The sequence below is a fragment of the Aminobacter sp. AP02 genome (assembly GCF_003148805.1).
Lineage (GTDB): Bacteria > Pseudomonadota > Alphaproteobacteria > Rhizobiales > Rhizobiaceae > Aminobacter.
Genome location: NZ_QGGX01000001.1, coordinates 294,383 through 313,540 on the forward strand (window position 1 = coordinate 294,383; position 19,158 = coordinate 313,540).

The 19,158-nt window shown below is 61.7% G+C and carries 21 protein-coding genes; 18 read left to right on the plus strand and 3 right to left on the minus strand.

What is annotated here, in order from left to right:
* The first annotated feature begins 2 nt into the window (after positions 1 to 2).
* The 7 genes from C8K44_RS01280 to C8K44_RS01310 all read left to right on the plus strand — a co-directional run bounded on the left by C8K44_RS01280 (position 3) and on the right by C8K44_RS01310 (position 7,154).
* Positions 3 to 1,124, plus strand: coding sequence for an FAD-binding oxidoreductase (locus C8K44_RS01280; RefSeq protein ID WP_109573928.1), 1,122 nt, complete (start codon positions 3 to 5; stop codon positions 1,122 to 1,124).
* A gap of 411 nt (positions 1,125 to 1,535) precedes the next feature.
* Positions 1,536 to 2,705, plus strand: a complete 1,170-nt coding sequence (locus C8K44_RS01285) for an ABC transporter substrate-binding protein (protein WP_158282692.1) — start codon at positions 1,536 to 1,538, stop codon at positions 2,703 to 2,705.
* A 124-nt stretch (positions 2,706 to 2,829) separates the two neighbouring features.
* Positions 2,830 to 3,717, plus strand: a complete 888-nt coding sequence (locus tag C8K44_RS01290; protein WP_109573930.1) for a branched-chain amino acid ABC transporter permease — start codon at positions 2,830 to 2,832, stop codon at positions 3,715 to 3,717.
* Between the two features lie 23 nt (positions 3,718 to 3,740).
* The gene (locus C8K44_RS01295) at positions 3,741 to 4,478 is read left to right on the plus strand and encodes an ABC transporter ATP-binding protein (RefSeq protein ID WP_158282693.1); all 738 of its coding nucleotides are present in this window, start codon (positions 3,741 to 3,743) and stop codon (positions 4,476 to 4,478) included.
* Between the two features lie 13 nt (positions 4,479 to 4,491).
* The gene (locus C8K44_RS01300; protein ID WP_158282694.1) at positions 4,492 to 5,286 is read left to right on the plus strand and encodes an ATP-binding cassette domain-containing protein; all 795 of its coding nucleotides are present in this window, start codon (positions 4,492 to 4,494) and stop codon (positions 5,284 to 5,286) included.
* Positions 5,270 to 6,271, plus strand: coding sequence for a branched-chain amino acid ABC transporter permease (locus tag C8K44_RS01305; protein WP_158282695.1), 1,002 nt, complete (start codon positions 5,270 to 5,272; stop codon positions 6,269 to 6,271). The genes C8K44_RS01300 and C8K44_RS01305 overlap by 17 nt, the downstream gene beginning before the upstream one ends.
* Before the next feature lie 34 nt (positions 6,272 to 6,305).
* Positions 6,306 to 7,154 (plus strand): fumarylacetoacetate hydrolase family protein, encoded by an 849-nt coding sequence (locus C8K44_RS01310; RefSeq protein ID WP_109573934.1) that lies wholly within the window; start codon positions 6,306 to 6,308, stop codon positions 7,152 to 7,154.
* A gap of 66 nt (positions 7,155 to 7,220) precedes the next feature.
* On the opposite strand, the gene C8K44_RS01315 is transcribed toward C8K44_RS01310, so the two are convergent.
* Together C8K44_RS01315 and C8K44_RS01320 are read right to left on the minus strand one after the other, a co-directional pair.
* On the minus strand, positions 7,221 to 7,793 hold the full coding sequence (locus tag C8K44_RS01315; protein ID WP_109573935.1) for an NAD(P)H-dependent oxidoreductase: 573 nt from the start codon (positions 7,791 to 7,793) through the stop codon (positions 7,221 to 7,223).
* 85 nt (positions 7,794 to 7,878) lie between these two features.
* Positions 7,879 to 9,432, minus strand: coding sequence for an NAD(P)/FAD-dependent oxidoreductase (locus tag C8K44_RS01320; RefSeq protein WP_109573936.1), 1,554 nt, complete (start codon positions 9,430 to 9,432; stop codon positions 7,879 to 7,881).
* A 260-nt stretch (positions 9,433 to 9,692) separates the two neighbouring features.
* On the opposite strand from C8K44_RS01320, the gene C8K44_RS01325 reads away from it, so the two are divergent.
* The 9 genes from C8K44_RS01325 (at position 9,693) to C8K44_RS27440 (ending at position 17,080) form a co-directional block, all read left to right on the plus strand.
* Positions 9,693 to 10,634 carry a VOC family protein gene (locus tag C8K44_RS01325; protein ID WP_158282696.1) on the plus strand — a complete coding sequence of 314 codons (942 nt, stop codon included), beginning with the start codon at positions 9,693 to 9,695 and terminating at the stop codon, positions 10,632 to 10,634.
* Between the two features lie 176 nt (positions 10,635 to 10,810).
* Entirely contained in the window at positions 10,811 to 11,224 is a 414-nt protein-coding gene (locus tag C8K44_RS01330) for a cupin domain-containing protein (RefSeq protein WP_245417313.1), read from the plus strand.
* Positions 11,225 to 11,275: 51 nt separating this feature from the next.
* Positions 11,276 to 11,680, plus strand: coding sequence for a RidA family protein (locus C8K44_RS01335; RefSeq protein ID WP_109573939.1), 405 nt, complete (start codon positions 11,276 to 11,278; stop codon positions 11,678 to 11,680).
* Positions 11,680 to 12,396 (plus strand): ribonuclease activity regulator RraA, encoded by a 717-nt coding sequence (locus tag C8K44_RS01340; RefSeq protein ID WP_109573940.1) that lies wholly within the window; start codon positions 11,680 to 11,682, stop codon positions 12,394 to 12,396. Before C8K44_RS01335 ends, C8K44_RS01340 begins: the two co-directional genes overlap by 1 nt.
* A gap of 140 nt (positions 12,397 to 12,536) precedes the next feature.
* On the plus strand, positions 12,537 to 13,574 hold the full coding sequence (locus C8K44_RS01345; RefSeq protein WP_158282697.1) for a helix-turn-helix transcriptional regulator: 1,038 nt from the start codon (positions 12,537 to 12,539) through the stop codon (positions 13,572 to 13,574).
* Positions 13,575 to 13,776: 202 nt separating this feature from the next.
* The gene (locus C8K44_RS01350) at positions 13,777 to 14,484 is read left to right on the plus strand and encodes a corrinoid protein (protein ID WP_109573942.1); all 708 of its coding nucleotides are present in this window, start codon (positions 13,777 to 13,779) and stop codon (positions 14,482 to 14,484) included.
* Positions 14,485 to 14,521: 37 nt separating this feature from the next.
* Positions 14,522 to 15,796 (plus strand): flavin-dependent oxidoreductase, encoded by a 1,275-nt coding sequence (locus C8K44_RS01355; RefSeq protein ID WP_109573943.1) that lies wholly within the window; start codon positions 14,522 to 14,524, stop codon positions 15,794 to 15,796.
* A gap of 35 nt (positions 15,797 to 15,831) precedes the next feature.
* On the plus strand, positions 15,832 to 16,755 hold the full coding sequence (gene purU / locus C8K44_RS01360) for a formyltetrahydrofolate deformylase (protein ID WP_109573944.1): 924 nt from the start codon (positions 15,832 to 15,834) through the stop codon (positions 16,753 to 16,755).
* A gap of 37 nt (positions 16,756 to 16,792) precedes the next feature.
* Positions 16,793 to 17,080, plus strand: coding sequence for a DUF2218 domain-containing protein (locus C8K44_RS27440; protein WP_158282698.1), 288 nt, complete (start codon positions 16,793 to 16,795; stop codon positions 17,078 to 17,080).
* A gap of 138 nt (positions 17,081 to 17,218) precedes the next feature.
* On the opposite strand, the gene C8K44_RS01370 is transcribed toward C8K44_RS27440, so the two are convergent.
* Positions 17,219 to 18,088, minus strand: a complete 870-nt coding sequence (locus tag C8K44_RS01370) for a 5,10-methylenetetrahydrofolate reductase (protein WP_109573946.1) — start codon at positions 18,086 to 18,088, stop codon at positions 17,219 to 17,221.
* Positions 18,089 to 18,436: 348 nt separating this feature from the next.
* Here C8K44_RS01370 and C8K44_RS01375 point away from each other — a divergent pair, with 348 nt between their 5' ends.
* Together C8K44_RS01375 and C8K44_RS01380 are read left to right on the plus strand one after the other, a co-directional pair.
* The gene (locus tag C8K44_RS01375; RefSeq protein ID WP_109573947.1) at positions 18,437 to 18,754 is read left to right on the plus strand and encodes a hypothetical protein; all 318 of its coding nucleotides are present in this window, start codon (positions 18,437 to 18,439) and stop codon (positions 18,752 to 18,754) included.
* 10 nt (positions 18,755 to 18,764) lie between these two features.
* The gene (locus tag C8K44_RS01380; protein WP_109573948.1) at positions 18,765 to 19,148 is read left to right on the plus strand and encodes a hypothetical protein; all 384 of its coding nucleotides are present in this window, start codon (positions 18,765 to 18,767) and stop codon (positions 19,146 to 19,148) included.
* Positions 19,149 to 19,158 lie beyond the last annotated feature (10 nt).

A 19,158-nucleotide genomic window follows, 5' to 3' on the forward strand; every position in this document is an offset into this window, starting at 1 on the left:
CGATGGATTATCATGATGTCATCGTGATTGGCGGCGGCGTGGCGGGTGCTTCGGCGGCCGCGGAGATCGCGGCGCACGCCAAGGTGCTGGTGCTCGAGGCCGAGGACCAGCCCGGCTATCACTCGACCGGCCGTTCGGCCGCCTTCTTCACCACCACCTATGGCAACAGCGCCTCCCAGGCACTCGGGCGGATCAGCGAACCATTCTTCCGCAATCCGCCCGAAGAATTCTCCGAGAGCCCGCTGCTGCATCCGCGCGACCAGATCGTTGTCGCCAATGGCGATGGCCTTGGCCGTCTTGAGGCGATGCAGCAAGGCATTGCCTCAGACGTCACGCCGATCTCGGTCAGTGACGCGATCGGACGTGTTCCCGTGCTGAACGCAGATGAGGTTGCGGGCGCATTCCTCGATCGCACCGGTGGCGAACTCGATGCCGGCGCGATCCTTGGCGGTTATATCAAGCTGCTGAAGCAGCGCGGCGGTGTCCTCGTCGGCAATGCCCGCGTTAGTGCCTTGTCCTATAGGGATGGATTGTGGACGGTGACGACCGAGCGCGGTGACAGTTACAGCTCGCCGACCGTGATCAATGCCGCGGGCGCCTGGGCCGACCAGGTCGCCAAGCTCGCCGGTCTCGATCCTCTCGGCATCAAGCCGCTGCGCCGCACCGCGGTCCTGGTTCCGCCTTCCGAGGGCACCGAAGTAGCTGACTGGCCGATGGTCGTGCATCTCAGCGGCGAACTCTATTTCAAGCCGGACGCGGGCATGATCCTGGTGTCGCCAATGGATGAAACCGAAGATGTGCCCGGCGATGTCCAGGCGGACGAATATGATGTCGCGGTCGCCGTCGACCGGCTGATCAACAACACCTCGGTCACGGTTCAGAACGTGCCGCACAAATGGGCCGGTTTCCGCTGCTTTGCTTCGGATCGCAATCCGGTCGTCGGCTACGATCCGCGCAGCAACGGCTTCTTCTGGCTGGCGGGACAGGGCGGCTTCGGCGTTGGCACCGCTCCGGCATTGGCGCATCTGACCTGCGCGCTGGTGACAGGTGAAAAGATCCCGCCGGTTTATGACAGGGTACTCCATCTGACCAGCGCGCTCGCGCCTGGGCGTCTGCTGAGCTAGGGCGCGCGATGGTGCGAGCTACGAGCCAGCGCCATGCACCCACTTTCAGGCACACGGCCTGCGGCCGCAGCCTATTGCGGGCCACGAATATTCCGACGATTGCGCCCGCCGCGAACACGGTGGGCGTTCTGCTGCAAAACCCCCGCGCAATCTTGCTCGCCGACAAGAAAACCTGCCACTCGGAACCTTCCGGTTCTGCGACATTTCGCGCAGGCCCGGGCAAACAATCGGCATCCGCGCCATTGACAGGAATGAGCATAAATAGATACTGTGAAATATCACATGAACGAAGTATGCATTTTAATGATGGCATCCACTTCGCTTCCATGGGGTCAAGAACAAGAGGCGCGCCACGGACACCTGTCTGCGGAGTCGGGCCCGGCAACACGAACAATTTGGAGGAGAGAGATCGTGAAGCAGTCAACAGTATTTTCCGGCACCGCTATGGTGCTGATCAGCGCCTTGATGGCGGTTCAGGGCGCAACCGCCCAGGAGAAGGAACCGGTCGTAGTCGGTGTGATTTCCAACCTGAGCGGCCCAGAAAGCAAGCTCGGCACCGAGGCCGTGGGCCTCGCTGAGCTCTATGTCGAACACATCAATGGGAAGGGCAGCGTCGACGGCCGCAAGTTCGAACTGGTGGTCGGCGACAACGAGAACAATCCCGACAAGTTCATCTCGCTGGGCAAGCGCTTCATGCAGCAGCGCAATGTCATGGGCTTCACCGGCACCGCCGGTTCGGGCGAGATGCTGGCCTTCGAGAAGGCGGTGAAGAACACCAACGTGCCGATCTGCCTGAGCTATACGATGGGCAACAAGAATGTCGGGCCCGACCTGCCATCGGTGTTCCGCATCGGGCCCTACAACGGCCAGGTTGCCAAGCTGATGGCCAACTACCTGCAGAAGAAAAACTGGAAGAACGTCGTGGTGCTGGCCGAACGATCGGCCTTTGGCACCGACTTCGCCGATGCCTTGCAGGCGCTCGGCAATGATGACTTCAAGGTCGACGTCGTGTCCTATGATCCGCAAGCGGTCGACCTGAGCCCGATGCTGGTGCCGGTGGCGCGCCAGGAGGTCCAGCCGGATGCAGTCCTCGTCGTCGGCTACGGTCCGGCGATCTACACGTCGGCAGCGCGCATCCGCGAAGCCGGCATCAAGAGCCAGATCATCGGCACCTGGGAATTCCCCGAAATGCCGGAATTCTGGTCGGCCGCCGGCGATGCCGGCGCCGGAATCATGTACTCGACCTTCGGCATCTCCGAAGCGACGCTGACGGCTGGCGGCAAGGAATTCCGCAAGCTGTTCACCGACAAGTTCGGCCGCGAGCCGGTGTTCTACGACTACAACGAATGGGATTGCCTGACCGCCTTCACCAAGGCTGTCGAAAAGACCGGCAGCATCGATCGCGAGACGGTGTCGAAGGCCTTTGGCGACCTGACGTTCGAAGGCACCAGTGGCCAGATCACCTTCAAGCAGGACCCCGCGCCTGGCGCCTGGAACAGCTCGAAGGCAGGCACGATGTTCATGCTCCAGATGAGCAAGTCGGGCCAGGCCAAGGGCGATATCGTCGAAGAGATCAGATAACCAAAGCCTTATTGCATTTGCTTTTGCATCACCTGCAAATTGAAAGCGGCGCTCGCCCCACAAAGGCGGGCGCCAGTCATGCGGCTGGTACAGCGCCGGCCGTCTGGGAGGATGGAGGACTTCGTTGGAAACTTTTCTTCAGGCGCTCTCGCTCGGGGTCGCCATCGGCGGAACATATGCGTTGATGGGGGTCGGGCTTAACCTGATCTTCGGCGTCATGCGCATCGCCAATTTCGCCCATGGCGCGCTCTACATGATCGGCGGCTATGCGGCGTTCTACGCCTTCACCGGAACCGGCCTGCCGATCATCGCGGCCATGGCGCTGGCGATCGCCGTCGGCGGCATCTCCGGATACCTGGTCAACGCCGTCTTTCTCAGGCAGCTTTACAAGTCGCGCGTCGAGCGGCCGATCGACTTCGCCTTCATCGTCACCTTCGCGTTGTCGATGTTCCTCGGCTCGGCGGCGATCGCCACCGTCGGCTCGGGCTACAAGCGCCTTCCTGGCCTTTGGACCGAGAACGTCCACCTGTTTTCGTCGGTCCAGATGTCGGGCAACCGCATCGTCGCCTTCGTCGGCGCGCTGGCGCTGATCGGGCTGTTGCTGTGGGTCGTCAAGCGCACCGACATCGGCCGTGGCTGGCGTGCACTGACCCAGAGCCTGACCGGAGCCGAGGTCGTCGGCCTCGACGTTTTCCGGCTTGCAAATCTGGCCTTTGCCACCTCCGGCATGCTGGCCGCCGCCGCCGGCTCGCTTCTGGTACCAATCTATCTTGCTTATCCCGGCATGGGCAGCTGGGTGCTGTCCAAGAGCCTGATTATCGTCGTCATTGGCGGTCTCGGTTCGATCGGCGGCGGTCTCGTCGGCGGCTTCGCGCTTGCCCTCGCCGAGGTTTTCGGTGCCGTCTACATCGATCCGAACTTTACCGAGGTCTACGGCTTCGCCGCGATGCTGCTGATCCTGCTGCTCAGGCCGCAGGGCCTCTTTGGCTCGCGCATGGACAGGGCGGTGTGAGCGCGATGCTGGCGAGAACCGAAGTGACCAATATCCAACAAACCCCCGCTGTCTTGCCAACCGTCCTGTCGGTCAGGGCTGTCGGCAAGAGCTTTGGCGGCCTGCATGCCGTCAACGATGTCGGCTTCGACGTCGGCGCCGGTGAAGTGGTTGGCCTGATCGGCCCCAACGGTGCCGGTAAGACGACGATGTTCAACCTCGTCAGCGGCCAGCAGAAGCCCGACCGGGGCAGCGTTACGTTCGACGGCGTCGATGTGACGGCGCTTGCGCCCTCGGCGGCCAAGCGGCGCGGCATCATGCGCTCCTACCAGGATGGCGGCATCTTTTCGAAGATGACGGCGGCTGAAAACGTCATGGTGCCGATGCTGGCGCGCGGACTGAAGCCGCGCCAGGCCGACGATCTGGCGCGCAAGGCGCTGGGCCGGCTGGGTCTGTCGCCTGTCGTCGATGAATTGGCCGAACGCCTGTCCGGCGGCCAGCGCAAGCTGATCGACTTTGCCCGCTGCGCGGTGTCGGAGGCCAGCCTCGTGCTGCTCGACGAGCCGACCAACGGAGTTCACCCGAGCATCGCATCAACGATGGCCGAGGTCATCCGGGAGCGGCAGGAGGCCGGTGTCGCCTGCGTCATCATCAGCCACGATCTGCCATGGATTTTCTCCCTGTGCTCTCGCGTGGTGGTGATGGTGGCCGGGGAAAAGATGACTGAAGGCCTGCCCGAAGTTGTCGGCGCCGATCCCCGCGTCCACGCCGCCTATCTCTAAGTGGAGAGTTCAGTTGTTGAAGGTTGAGGAACGCCCAAGCGGCGTCAAGGCCGCCGGTAATCCACCGGGGCTTTTCGTCAGAGATCTTCGTGTCGCTTACCAACGCGACATCGAGATCCTGCGCGGCGTCGAACTGAATGCCGCTGGCGGTGAGATCACCGTCGTCATCGGGCCCAATGGTGCCGGCAAATCCACGTGCCTCAAGGCGATTGGCGGCCTCGCCCCGGTCACCGCAGGCACGGTGCGGATGGCCGATGAGATCGTCACCAGCTGGGCGCCGCGTCGGCTGCTTGCCCTCGGCATGGCCTTCGTGCCGCAGGAGGGCACGTTGTTTCGCGACATGACCGTGCGCGAAAACCTGGTCATGGGTGGCTGGCTCAGGCGCAAGGAGCGGGACTGGCTCAATGCCCGCGTAGCCGAGATCGCCGAGACATTTTTGATGTCGTCCGATTTCCTGGCTCGGCGCGCCGGCGACCTGTCGGGCGGACAGCAGAAACTGCTCGAAATCGCCCGCGGCATCATGCTGTCGCCTTCGGTGCTGCTGCTCGATGAGCCGACCGCCGGTCTGTCGCCCAAGATGATGGACCAGGTCTACGAACGCATCCGCAAGCTGTCGACCGAAGACCGGCTGACCGTCGTGCTTGTCGACCAGAATGTGCGGCAGGCGCTGGCCATCGCCGACATGGTTTATGTGCTGGCCATGGGACGCAACAATGCCAGCGGCCCGGCCAAGGAAATCGAAAGCCGCCTCGAGGAAATCATCGCAGGCTGGATGAAGGATGGAGCTTCAGGTGTCGCTCGGGTCTAAACGTATCAACGCCTATGTGCTGCTCGCCCTGCTGGCGCTCGGCCTGCTCTTCGTCGTGACGGTCAAGGACCCTGTCTTCATCGACTATGGCGTCTCGTTCTTCTACTTCTTGCTGCTTGCCGCGTCATGGAACCTGCTCGCCGGCTATGCCGGGCAGTTGTCCTTCGCCCAGATGGCGCTGGCACTTGCCGGTGGATATGCGACCGCCGGCATTTCCAACAGCACCGGCATTAGCCCGTTGATCAGCATGGTCCTGGCAGGCTTCGTCACCGCCGGCTTCGGCCTCGTCATGGGCATCGTCACGCTGCGCTTCCGCGAGATCTATCTTGGCCTCGCCACATATGCTTTTGGCGGCATGTTCGCGAGTTGGGCGCTGGCCGCGGGCGATATCACCGGCGGCAGCCGCGGCATGGAGGTTCTGCCGCTGTTTGCCGACGGCGAAAATTTGGCACTTTACGCGCTGTGGCTTGCGCTTGGGCTCAACGTCGCCTTCTTCGCCGCACAATGGGCGCTTCTCGCGAGCCGCTGGGGCTTCCTCGCCATGGCGGTTCGCGACCGTGAAGCCGTAGCCCAGGGGCTCGGCGTGCGCACCACCTTCGTCAAGGTCACTCTCTTTGCCTTCACCGCGTTCTGGGCAGGTCTCGCCGGCGGCTTCTACGCCTCCTATGTCAGCCTGGTAACGCCGGCGATGGGCTCGTTCACCAACATGGGCCTGGTCATGGCGATGACCGTCGTCGGCGGCATGGGCACCATGCTCGGACCGATCTTCGGCACCTTCATCTTCCGCGTCATCGACTACTGGACCAGCGGTTATGGCGGCGAATACACCAGCCTGATCTTTGCCGCGCTGATGCTGGGCGCGATGTTGTTTGCCCGTGACGGCGTCATCGGTCTGATCAGCCGCTACGGCGGCAGGCTGATGCCGAAGCGTGGGCGCTGGGCGCTCGACCGGCCGGCCGAGGCACCCAAACCACCCGTCGCGTAGGCGTGCCGCAGCAAGGAAGACAAAGGAGACCAAGATGAAGCTGGTCAGTTTCCGCAAGGACGGCCGTTCGGCCTACGGCCTCGTCAAAGGCGACGGCATCGTCGATGTGCATGCCCGTTTGGGTGGCGAGCACGCGACATTGCGCAGCCTGCTTGATCCGGAGGGGTTGCGGCTGCTCGCCTCGCTTGCCGACGCGCCGGCAGATCTGCCGCTCGCCAGCGTCGAGTTCTTGCCTGTCGTTCCCGATCCGGAAAAGGTCTTCTGCATCGGCGTGAACTACCTGTCGCATCTGATCGAGACGGGACGGCCGACGCCGGAGCATCCGATGGTGTTCCTGCGTGTGGCGTCGAGCCAGACCGGGCATCTGCAGCCGATCGTCAAGCCCGTCGATTCCGAACAGCTCGACTTCGAGGGCGAACTCGCCGTGATCATAGGCAAGGGTGGGCGGCGCATCGCCAAGGCTGATGCATTCGACCATGTCGCCGGCTACGCCTGCTACAATGACGGCAGCATCCGCGATTGGCAAAGGCACACCAGCCAGTTCGCGCCGGGCAAAAATTTCGACCGCACAGGGGCATTCGGACCCTGGCTGGTGACGGCTGACGAGATCGGCGATCCCGCGACGCTTAATATCTGGACCCGCCTCAATGGCGAGGTGATGCAGCAGGCGCCACTTTCGGATCTCGTCTTCGATATCCCTACGCTGATCGCCTATGTCTCGTCTTTCGCCACGCTGTCGCCGGGCGATGTGATCGTCACCGGCACGACCGGCGGCGTCGGCGCGTTCCGCGACCCGCAACTCTGGATGAAGCCCGGCGATATCGTCGAAATCGAGGTCGATCGCATCGGCGTGCTGCGCAACCCGGTAGTCGCCGAAAGCTGACCAGATACGTTGCCGCAAAGAAAAGCCCGGCAGCGATGCCGGGCTTTTTCGTTGTTGGTCGTTCCGTTAGGAGGAGGCTTGGGTCGTTGGTGCGTGCCGCTCTATCCAGACAGCGAATTCGTCTAGGACGCCGCGCAGGAATTGTGCTGTGTCCTCGCGCTTCAGCCTGCCTGCCTCGTCAAACAGTTCGGCCGCGCCGCCGACATAGGCCTCGGGCTGTTGCACCGTCGGCATGTTCAAGAACACCAGCGACTGGCGCAGATGGTGGTTGGCGCCGAAGCCGCCCATAGCGCCGGGCGATATGGTGATGATGGCGGCCGGCTTCTTGTCCCACACACTTTGGCCATAGGGCCGTGAGCCGACATCGACTGCGTTTTTCAGTACCGCCGGAACCGAGCGGTTAAATTCCGGCGTGATGAACAAAACGCCCTCGGCCTGCCTGATCCTGTTGCGGAACATAGTCCAGGTCGGCGGCGTCGCATCGCCTTCGATGTCCTGATTGTACAGCGGCAAACCGCCGATCTCTATGATCGAAAGCTGCAGCCGATCAGCAGCCAGCGGCTCGAGCGCATGTGCCAGCATCCGGCAATAGGAGCGCTTGCGCAGGCTGCCGATGAGGACCGCGATGTTGCGGGGCATGGGATGTTCCTTTGGCCGGTGGGAAGAAAAAGACAGTCCGGCAAAGGGCCTGGTGCCGGACTGCGCAAAAAACGGTGCGCCCGGCTCAGGCGGCGCCGATGTCGCGTAGGATCACGTTGGCGGCGATGGTGCCCATGGCCGATATGCCGTTGCCAGGATGGCAGTGCGGCCCGGTCATGTAGAGCTTGCGGACAGGCGACTTGTATTGCGAGTAGCCGGCAAAGGGCCGGAACGCGCCCCATTGCGCCAATGTGCGCTCGCCGCCGGTCGGGCAACCGTTGACGAAGGAGCGGTTGAAGCGGAACAGGTCTTCGGGCGTGTGCACCACCGAGCCGATGATATTACCCGCGTCGAGGTTGACGACATGCTTGCGCACCTCGTTGAGCATCGTCTCGCCAAAAGCTTCCTTGACGTCGTCCCAGCGCTGGCCTGAGCGCAGCTTCGACGGAACCACCGTATCGAGCGACAACGTGTGCTTGCCCTGCGGCGCGCGGCTAGGGTCGCGCACGGTCCAGTTGACGTAGATCAGACACGGCTCGGTTGGAAGTTCGCCAAGCTCGACCTCGGCGAACTGGTGGCGGATCTTGTCGACAGAACCGAAGAAGCGGTGGAAGGGAATGCCGTCGAGCGTCTCGTTGCGGAAGCGCGGCTGCTCTTTGAGCGCCAGGTGTATGCGCGAGATGCCGTGGTCGGAATATTTGAAGTTGTTGACGGTGCGCAGGAATTCGCCGCTGAGGTGCTTTTCGTCGATCAGGCGCAGGAACGTCTGCTTCGGGTCCAGCGCTGTGACCACGCCATGGCGGGCGAGATATTCGTTGCCATCTGAGGTCCTGATGCCCTTGCATTGGCCGTCGGCGATGATGAATTGCTCAACTTCGGCGCCGGTCAGCACCATGCCGCCGCGCGCCTCGATCAGCCTGACCATGGAAAGTGGCAGTTGCTGGCTGCCACCTTGCGGGATCGCCTGGCCATAGTGGTGGACCGACGGCACCATGACGTAGAAGCCGGCGCCCATGCCTTCTTGGTCGGGCCGCGTGTGCGGCGCCAGCGACCAGCCGAGGATCATGGCACGGATGGCCTCGCTCTCGAACTTCTCCTCGACGAAGGCGCGGGCACTGAGATTGAACTCGCGCAGCCGCCGCATGCCTTCGGCGCTCTTTTCCATCGCCGCCGCTTGCAGGCTCGGCTGGTTCGGTGGCGAGAAGACGCCGCGGATGAAGCCGTCGCGAATCTCGCCGAACTCGTCGACGATCCGCCGGTAGGTCGCGGCATCCGCCTTACTGTGTCGGGCGATGCTGTCGCAGGTTATGTCGACGTCCTTGTAGAGCACGACGCCCGAACCGTCGTCGAACGGATGGCCGGTGATCTTGTCCTCGGCCCATAGATATTTCAGCCCATGCGTCTCCAGTTCGCCGCGCAGGTGCTGGTTGAAGTCGGGGTTCATGTGGATGAAGATGTGCGATGAGCTGAACAGGTCGTGCTTGAAGCCGGGCGCAACGATCTCCTGCGTGACGGCACCGCCGCCAACCCAGGGATTTCGCTCGAGCACGAGGACCTTCAGGCCCTTGACGGCCAGCAGACTGGCGCATGCGAGGCCATTGTGGCTCCCGCCTGCGATGATGACATCACAATCCGACATTCTTCACTCCGGCGCAGAGCTGCGCTCCGCGAAAACCTGCTTTGGGGCAGCAGAATCGCATCTCGGGCCTGCGCCGATAGTCTCATTTTCGACAAGTCGGCGATTCCGCGGCGGACTATGAATCGAGCTGCCAACGTGCCCTCGACCGACTGGGAATATCTCGGGGCGTTGACAGTTCTGAAAATCGAATGTTATTCTGAAATATCAGACGCATTAAATTTGACAGCAAATCGCAGTCTTCATCCAAGGGAGGTATGTTCATGGCGCGCATCAAGCTGAAGCAGCTCGCTTACGTCACCTACGCGGTTCCTGACCTCGACCTGATCGAGCGCTTTCTCGGCGACTTCGGCCTGACGCGGAACCTTCGCACCAATGACGTGCTCTACATGCGCGGCAGCGGTTCGGAGCAGTATCTCTACGTTGCAGAGAAGGCGTCCAAGGCCGAATACATCGCTCTGGCCTTCGAGGTGCAGTCGCGCCAGGACCTGGAGACCGCATCCATGGTTCCAGGCGCATCTCCTATGGAGAAGCTGACTGGGCCTGGTGGCGGCACGCGCGTTCGGCTTACCAGCCCGGGCGGCCAGAAGATCGATCTTGTCCACGGCATATCAGAGCTTGCGCCATTGCCGATCCGCGACACCTTTCCGCTCAACATCTCCGACCGCCAGCCGCGCAAGAACCGTCCCGTTCGCCAGCGCGCGGAAGCGACGCCTATCTTGCGGCTTGGGCACTGCGCGCTTTGGGTCAAGGATGGCCAGGCGGAACTCGACTGGTTCCTCAAGCACCTGGAGCTGGTTGCTTCCGACTATATCTGCATTCCAGGTGAGCCGAAGCCCAAGGTTATTGGCGCCTTCCTGCGCCTCGACCGTGGCGCCGATTTCGTCGAGCACCACTGCATCCTGATCAACGAGTCGATCCATTCGGGCTGCCACCACGCTTCGTTCGAGGTGCTCGACCTCGACGCGGTGTTCGCCGCGCACGAGCATCTCAAGGCGCAGGACTGGTCGCTCGATGCCGGCATCGGCCGCCACTATCTCGGCAGCCTGATCTACGACTACTGGACCGACCCGTTCGGCAACCGGATCGAGCACTACACCGATTCAGATATCGTCAATCACGAGTACCAGCCGACGCGTTTCGTCGGCGGCGCCGAAGAGACAACCCAGTGGGGCATGGCCCCACCGCCGGAATTCTTCGCCTGAGCAAGAACAGACATCGGGGCGGGGAAGGCGAGCCTTCTCCGCCCGAGACGAAATCGCCCGGAGCGCCGCGTCCATTCGGACGCAAAGGACGCTCCAGGACTTTGAATCTACGCATCGTGCTTTCCGAAAATCGATTCCGATTTTCGGGCCGATGCGTGTGCAGGAGCATGCCGGCAGTGACGCTAGAAGTCCTCATCCACACCGCGAAGCTTGATCCCGACAATTGGATCAACTTCCCCGAATACGGTTTTCGCCAGTATTTCCTCCACAAGAACGAGGCGACCGGCGCGTCGATCGCCCTGCTCGAGTTCGACGAGGGCGCGGGCGTGCCGGTGGCGCATTCGCATGCCTCGAACCAGTTCATGTATTGCCTCGAGGGCGAATACGAATATTCGGGTGGGAAGCTGACGCTGAGACCGGGCGACTTCTACATGAATCCCAAGGATCACCCGCACGGCCCGACGGTTGCGCGCAAGAAGTCGGTGCTGATCGAGATCTATGACGGCCCGCACTACTACGAAAAGCCGGTCTTCCACACCGATGAGACGATCGGCGGCATGCTGGCCAAGCAGCCGGAAAGCCGCAGCTGACGGCGCATCGCCGTCGACGAAAAATTGCATTCTTGCATTGGGAGGAAACCAATGAGCTTTCGCCGCGTAACGTCACCACTCGCCCCGGAACCGGCGGCAGGCATGTGGTCGAACTGCCTGGTCGCAGGCAATATCGCCTACATCTCCGGCATGACCGCACGTTCGGTCGCAAACACCGAGCAGGTCCAGGGCGACAACGAATATGAGCAAGCCAGGCTGGTCTTCGGCAAGATCAAGGGCCTGGTCGAGGCAGCCGGCGGCACCATGTCGGATATTGCCAAGCTGACAATCTTCGTCACCCGGATTGCCAATCGCGACCAGGTCTGGAAGGCACGCCAGGAGTTCTTCACCGGCGATTTTCCGGCGTGTTCGCTCGTCGAGGTTAGTTCGCTCGCCAAGCCCGACATCTATTTAGAAATCGAAGGCATAGCCCATTTGAGCGGAAAGCCCGCCTGATGGACGCGCTTACCGCGCTCAACCGCGAGCGGCTGCGATACATCAGCGTCTCGACGCTGGCGACATGCCTGTTGCAGAAGGGATTTCGCAATCGCGTCATGCGCGGAGTACTACCGCTCAATGCACGGGCTGACCGTGTCGTTGGCGAGGCCTTTACGCTGCGCTTCATCCCGTCGCGCGAAGATCTCGATACCATGGCAAACTACGCCAAGGCGGACTTCCTGCACCGGCGCGCCATCGAGGAATGCCCGGCGGGGCATGTGCTCGTCATCGACAGCGGCGGTGTTGCCGAAGCAGGCTCTGCCGGCGACATCATGATCGCAAGGCTCAAGGCGCGCGGTGTTGCAGGTGCCGTCAGCGACGGCGGATTCCGCGACACGCCCGACATACGCAAACTCGATTTCCCGGCATTTCATCAGGCGCCGGCGCCACGTTCGACACCGGTAGCGCTAAGCCCGGTCGATCTGCAGCGGCCGATCGGCTGCGGTGGGGTCGCGGTCTATCCAGGCGACATCATAGTCGGCGATGGCGACGGGGTCGTTGTGATACCCATGCATCTGGCCAACGAAATCGCCGAAAAGGCCCAGGCTATGACCGAATATGAGGGCTTTGCCGCCGAAATGGTCGGCGAGGGCCGCAGCATCATCGGGCTGTATCCAGCATCCGAAGCGTCGCTGAAAGAATTCGAGTTGTGGCGCGCTCAACGGGGCAATTGAGCCGACGATATCGAAATGTCTGCAATTGTATGAAAAGACGCTTCCAAGCTTTGCCGAACTGCGCATTATGCTGACGCGATAGCGATGGAAGTAACTGGCCTTGCTATCCGCCTTGTACCTTGGTTGGGATTATGGACGGCATGTACGACAACCTGATTGGTGCCATACAATCGATAGGCACCTCGGAATTTTATCGCCCGCTCATCGATGTCGCCAAGCGGGAGGTCGCGGCCGACGTCGAGTGGGTCGTGCGCTATTCGCCGCATGTTCCGCCGGCGCTGATCCATTGCGGCAAGCGTCCCCAGACGCCTGTTTCAGTCGACTTCGACATGGTCAACAAGCTCTATGACGAGGGTTTTTATCGCCTCGATCCATGGCTTCGCTACTGGACCAGCTACAAGACCGCCGGGCTGGTTACCCCGGACACGCTGCCGAGCCACTTCGCCAAGGATGATTTCTATTCGGCGTTGAAGCCGTTTCTCGGCGACATGGACGTCATGGTGATGTTCTTGCCGGCATTCGGCGGAAATTGTGTCGCGCTGTTTTTGGAACGTGAGGAGCCGTTCGACATGGACGAACGGGCCACATTCCTTTCGCTGTTTCCGGCCATGCTGGCGATGCACAAGGTCCACATCCAGAACCTCATGACGCAGACCTGGCTTGGCGCGCCGGCCGAGCGCAGTGCAGCCCTCCAGCTGCCGTCGGCAGTGCAGATTCGCGATGGCGCTGGCCGCGTCGTTTACGAATCGGAATCCTGGCTGTCGGTGCGCAAGCAGAACCCGGGCTTTGCCCGCGCCGCCGAGGCCGTGCGCACCAAGGGCGACGGCAAGTCGGTCAAGACCGAGTTGGGCATGTTCCACGTCGATCGCATGGACTTTCCCGATTTGTGGGGCCGCGACCTCAGCGTCGTCACCTACGAGGTCAACGGCAAGGTGCGATCGTCGCTCGACATCGACAAGGCGATCGATGATTTCGAGCCGACCGACTTTACCCCGCGCGAGCGCGAGATGGTACGGCTGATGCTGCTTGGCAATTCCAATGAACGCATGGCCGAGAAGCTGTCGATCGGGATCGGCACCATCCGCAATCACCGCAAGCGCATCTACGACAAGCTCTACATCTCGGCCGAGCGCGACCTGTTTTCGATGTTCCTGAGCTCGCTCAACGAGAACGCCTGAACCTCCCGGTCGACTGAACCGACGGCACGCCCCGTGAGGGCGCGCCGTTTTCCGTTCAAGTGCGATTATCGCGCTGATTTCGCCGCATCATTTCAGCCGCTGTGATGGTCTCATTCGGGACTTCGCCTGCTTGGCCCCAATGCCTATCAACGATCTTGTCGATGGCTGGACTGCGCCATCACGAGGCATTTGGGAGCGTGCTATGAGCGGTGACATGGACGAGATCGTCCTTTCGGAATTGTCGGACGACGAACTCGTCGCGCAGATGCATGCCGACATGTATGACGGCCTGCTTGAGGAGGTCGCCGAAGGGACGCAGATCCTGCTCGACCGTGGCTGGCCGGCAACCGAAGTGCTGCAAAAGGCGCTGGTCGACGGCATGACGATTGTCGGTATCGATTTCCGCGACGGCATCCTGTTCGTGCCCGAAGTGCTGCTCTCGGCCAACGCCATGAAGGCAGGCATGAACCTGCTCAAGCCGCTTCTCGCCAACACTGGCGCCAAGCCGGTCGGCAAGGCGGTCATCGGCACGGTCAAGGGCGACATCCACGATATTGGCAAGAACCTCGTCATCATGATGTGGGAGGGCGCCGGCCTGGAGGTCGTCGACCTTGGGATCAACGTCGATGCAGATGTCTACATGCGGGCGCTGGAGGAGCATCAGCCCGACATTCTCGGCCTGTCGGCGCTGCTCACCACCACCATGCCCTACATGAAAGTCGTCATCGACACGATGAAGGAAAAGGGCGTGCGCGAGGACTACATCGTGCTGGTCGGCGGCGCCCCCCTCAACGAGGAATTCAGTGCCGCTGTCGGCGCCGATGCCTATTGCCGCGATGCTGCCGCCGCCGTCGACATGGCCAAGCACTATCTCGCCCAGAAGTACCGCATCAATTCGGTAGCCATGTAAGGGCGTCGCGCGCCTCAACAATTTTCGGGACAAGAAAATGACGAAAGCACTCATCGTAGGCGGCGGTATTGCGGGCCTTACCGCGGCCCTGAGGCTGCACGCCCTTGGCATCGACGTCGAAGTGTTCGAGGCGGCCGCCGAGATCCGTGAACTCGGTGTCGGCATAAATCTCCAGCCCAATGCGGTCAAGGAACTGACAAATCTCGGCCTCGCCGAGCGCCTCGCTGCGATAGGCGTGCCGATGCAGGAGCTCGCCTACTACAACAGGCACGGCCAGCAGATTTGGACCGAGCCGCGTGGTTTGAAAGCCGGCTATCTCTGGCCGCAGTTCGGCATCAACCGTGGCCGCTTCCAGGGGCTGCTGCTGCAGGCGGTGCGCGAGCGGCTGGATGATGACAGGGTACATCAATCCCACTACTTCGACCGGCTCACCCAGGACGGCAGCGGCGTCACCGCCGAGTTCTTGGATGCCAGGGGCGGCAAGCCGGTCGGCAGCTACCATGGCGACATCCTGATCGGCGCCGACGGCATCCATTCGGCGGTGCGCCGCTTCTACTACCCCGAGGAGGCGCAGCCACGCTTCGCCGGTCAGATCATGTGGCGCGGCGTCACCGATGCCGAAAGCTTCCTCGACGGCCGCACCATGTTCATGGCGGGCCATCGAGCGCAGAAGGTCGTGTTCTACCCGATGAGCGGCGAAGCGCTTGCCAGGGGCAAGGCCGAGATCAACTTCGTTGCCGAGGACACTGTAGATCCCGACAAGCCGATGCCGCGCGAGGAATGGAACCGCGCCTGCGCCGCCGATGAGGTTGCGCCACGCTTCGACAACTGGGCCTACGACTGGTGCGACGTTCCAGGCATCATCCGCGAGGCAAAGCAGATCTACATCTTTCCCAAGGTCGATCGCGACCCTATTCCGCAATGGACCTTCGGCCGCGTGACGATGATCGGCGATGCGGCGCATGCCATGCATCCGGCGGGCTCCAGCGGCGCGTCGCAGGCAATCGTCGACGTCCGCGCGCTCGCCATCTCCTTCGTCACCGAAGCCGACCCGGTGAGGGCACTATCGCTCTACGAAAAGCTGCGCCTCGAAGAGGTCTATTCGCTGGTGGCGCTCAACCGCAACAAAATGGGCCCCGAGTGGGTGATGGTGATGGCCGAGGAGCGCACGCCCGATGGCTTCAAGCACATCCATGACGTCATTGCCGCCGAAGAGCTGCAGAAGATAGCCGACGACTACAAACGCGCGGCCGGTTTCTACCCGACCGACGTCAACGCGCTCGACGTCAGGGTCGACGTCGATCCCCGCTAATTTCATTCAGTGGCCGCGAACAGGACCTCGCAAGTATGAACATTGTCATTGAAAATCCGATCGGGGCCGGTAGCGCCGAGCCGTTGGCATCAGCGGACCACAGGCCTTCTTTCGTTTTGGCTCTGTCGAGCCCCAACCGGCGTGGCATCGTCGCCGCCATCACCGCTATACTGTGCGAGGAACAAGGCGACATCACCGAGGCGCATCAATATGGCGACGAACGGACCGATCGCTTTTTCATGCGCATCGTGTTCAGCTTCGACGACGACGCGGCCAAGCTTGCTCATCTGAACTCACGCCTGGCCGAGGTCGGCGGACGTTTTGGAATGGAATGGTCCGTACGGGATCGCGGGCACAAGCATCGCATCATGCTTTTGGTGTCGAAATTCGACCATTGCCTGGTCGACTTGCTTTACCGCTGGCGCACCGGCGAACTCCCTGTCGAGATCGCCGCGATCGTTTCCAATCATCCAGCCGAGACTTTCGGGCATATCGACTTTGGCGCCATTCCGTTCCATCATCTGCCGATCAGCGCCGCCACCAAGCAGGCGCAGGAGCTGGTACTGCAGCGCCTCATCGACGAAACTGCGACCGACCTTGTCGTTCTGGCTCGCTACATGCAGGTGTTTTCCGACGAGATGTCGGCAAGGCTGTCGGGCCGTTGCATCAACATCCATCATTCGTTCCTGCCTGGCTTCAAGGGTGCCAAGCCCTATCATCAGGCGCATCAGCGCGGGGTCAAATTGATCGGCGCGACGGCTCACTACGTTACTGGCGACCTCGACGAAGGGCCGATCATCGAGCAGGGCGTCGAGCGCATCAGCCATATCGACACCGCCGATGAACTCGTGCGCAAGGGCCGGGACATCGAGCGCTGGGTGTTGGCGCGCGCCATTCGTTATCATGTCGAGCAGCGCGTCTTCCTCAACGGCAAGACGACCGTCGTCCTGCAAGACTAGCAAGATTTTCTTGTTGGAGCGCCAGAGGAGGCGACACATGCCTGAAGCCAACGTTACCTTGACCACGCCCAATGCGGCGAAATATGCAGCGCAGCTGTTGAAGCATTGGAGCCACCGCAATCCCGATATCGCGGCCGGCCCGCAATGGACCTCGATGACCTTTGGAGGGACCACCTACATCGTCGAGTCCAGGGCCGATGCGCTGGTTGCCCGTATCACCGCCGCCGACGATGCCGCGCTAAACGCGGCCAAGGGCGCGTTCCAGGAACATATCGACCGTTTCGCCTTCCGCGAAGCGCCAGCGCTCGCCTGGAACTGGCGCTAGGGCGATTTCTTAGGCCAAAGGTCCAAAACGGAAGCGCCCGGCAGTCATTCCGCCGGGCGCTTTTATTCTGTCTATGCTTCTCGTCAAGCTGGGTGACGGTCAAGCGCCGCCACCGCTGCGCACGACCGTCTTGCAAACTTACCTGCCGCGATAGGCGGCAAGCCAGTCGGAGGTTTTCTGCCAGCCACCGAATGGGAAGAAGTGGATATCCAGCGGTCCGGCCGGCTCGGAGTAGGCCGCTTCTATGGTTTCGACGAGATCCGCCGGATCGCGGTCGGAGAGCACGTTGAATAGCCCGGTTCCCGAACGCTTGAGTGCAGCAAGCGAAGGGCCTACGCCACACATCGCCGCGAACTTGATCAATTGGGGCAGCGACGTCACCCCGGCAAGTCCGATACGGACGGCGAGTCCAGGGTAATCGGCCTGAAGGCGCCGCGCCCAACCGGCCATGACTTCGCCGTCGAAGGCGAATTGCGACACGATGTTCGGCTCGAGGCCAAGCTCGGCGCAGCGTGCAAGCTTGCGCTTCAGTGCATCGCCAAGCGCTTGCTCGCCGATCGCCGAATGTCCCTCGGGATAACCGCCGATGAAGGCCGTGCGTAGCGAACTTTGGGCGACTGCGGGGTGCGCCAGAAGCATGGCCGCCTCGGTCAGTGGGCCCGACGAGATCAGCGGATTACCGCCCAGAAACAGCGCCTGAGAAATGCAATTGCGGCCATGGGCTTCGAGGTGCTGAACGAATTCGGCGACGGACACGAAGTTGCGTGCCGCCAGGTGCGGCACCGGACTGTAGCCCATGGTCTTGAGACGCGCCGAGGCTTCGACCTGGACCGGCAGGGCGGCGCTCGACAGATGTGTCAGGAAGACTCTGCTGCCAAGTGGAAAAACGTTTCTGTCTGGCTCGAATTTCAGTGCCTGCTGCGGTGAAAGTTCGATTGAAACATCGCCGAAGGCGAGGCCGGGAGAGGGAAGCTTGGGCGTGGCAAGAGCAGCATTCTGGTGAGGCATGGGCTCGCATTCGCTGGTTAGGGTTGGACGACTTCTTGTCCGGGCTAACACCCGCTATGCGCTGCCAGTAGTACCGTCTTGGATCATCACCGCCGGAGCGCGGTACTGCCATCGACCAATTCTCGCCTGATTCCGACCTCTCGCGTAAAATTTCCGACAGCCTGTCGAAGGTGACAAAAGCCAATCGTTTCAATGCTATTGCGCCTCGACCGAAAGTCGCGGTGCGACAGTTGCGCGCGGTCGTCACTTGACAGGAAATTAACTTTGCCGGACATTCCTCAAGGGAAATTAATTTCCCGCAGAGGCAAACCATTACGAAGCCGAAAACGGCCTGATGGAGGAGGAAATATGGAAGCGACTTTAAGTCAGCAGCGCGAGGCTGCGACTCTCGATCAGCGCATTGATCGGATGCATGCTCGCGATCGAGCGGGCCTCGTGGTTTTCGTGGCGGTGCTCTGGTGCACCATGTTGTTCGCGCTCTTCAGTATCTGGTCCTACATCTCGATCCCGGCTATCCGAGTCATCCTTTCGATCGCCTGCGGCCTCGTTCTGACGTTCAACACGGCGGCCATCGTTGCCATGCTGCGCCACTACGTCGAAGACAAACACTTCATCTATGGCCTCGACATCAAGCATCTCGACGAGATGCGCCGGCGTCGCGGCTGAGGAGCGGACAATGGCTTACAAACCTCCGAAACAGAGCCTGGCCGGCCAGATTTTCGACGTCGTGACTTTGCTCGTTCTGACCATCGGCGCGCTCTATATCCCGCTCTATCTGGGGCTGGCGGGCGCCGTGAAAGTGCCCAACCCGATCGCCAATCCGACCTGGGAGGCGCTTGGCCAGAACGCCGTCGAGCAGCAGCAATGGGCCGCCCTGGGCATCACCGATCCGGCTGCCGCCAATGACATCATCACCGCACGGTTCGACTACAGCTTCAGCTGGGTCGCGCTCGTCGTCATGGCCGTGCTGGTCATCGGCTACTTCGTGATGGTCGTGCGGCTTTCCGACAAAGAATACCGCGAAGTCATCGAAGAACGCTTCGGCAACAAGAAGCACTAGGAGAGGCCAC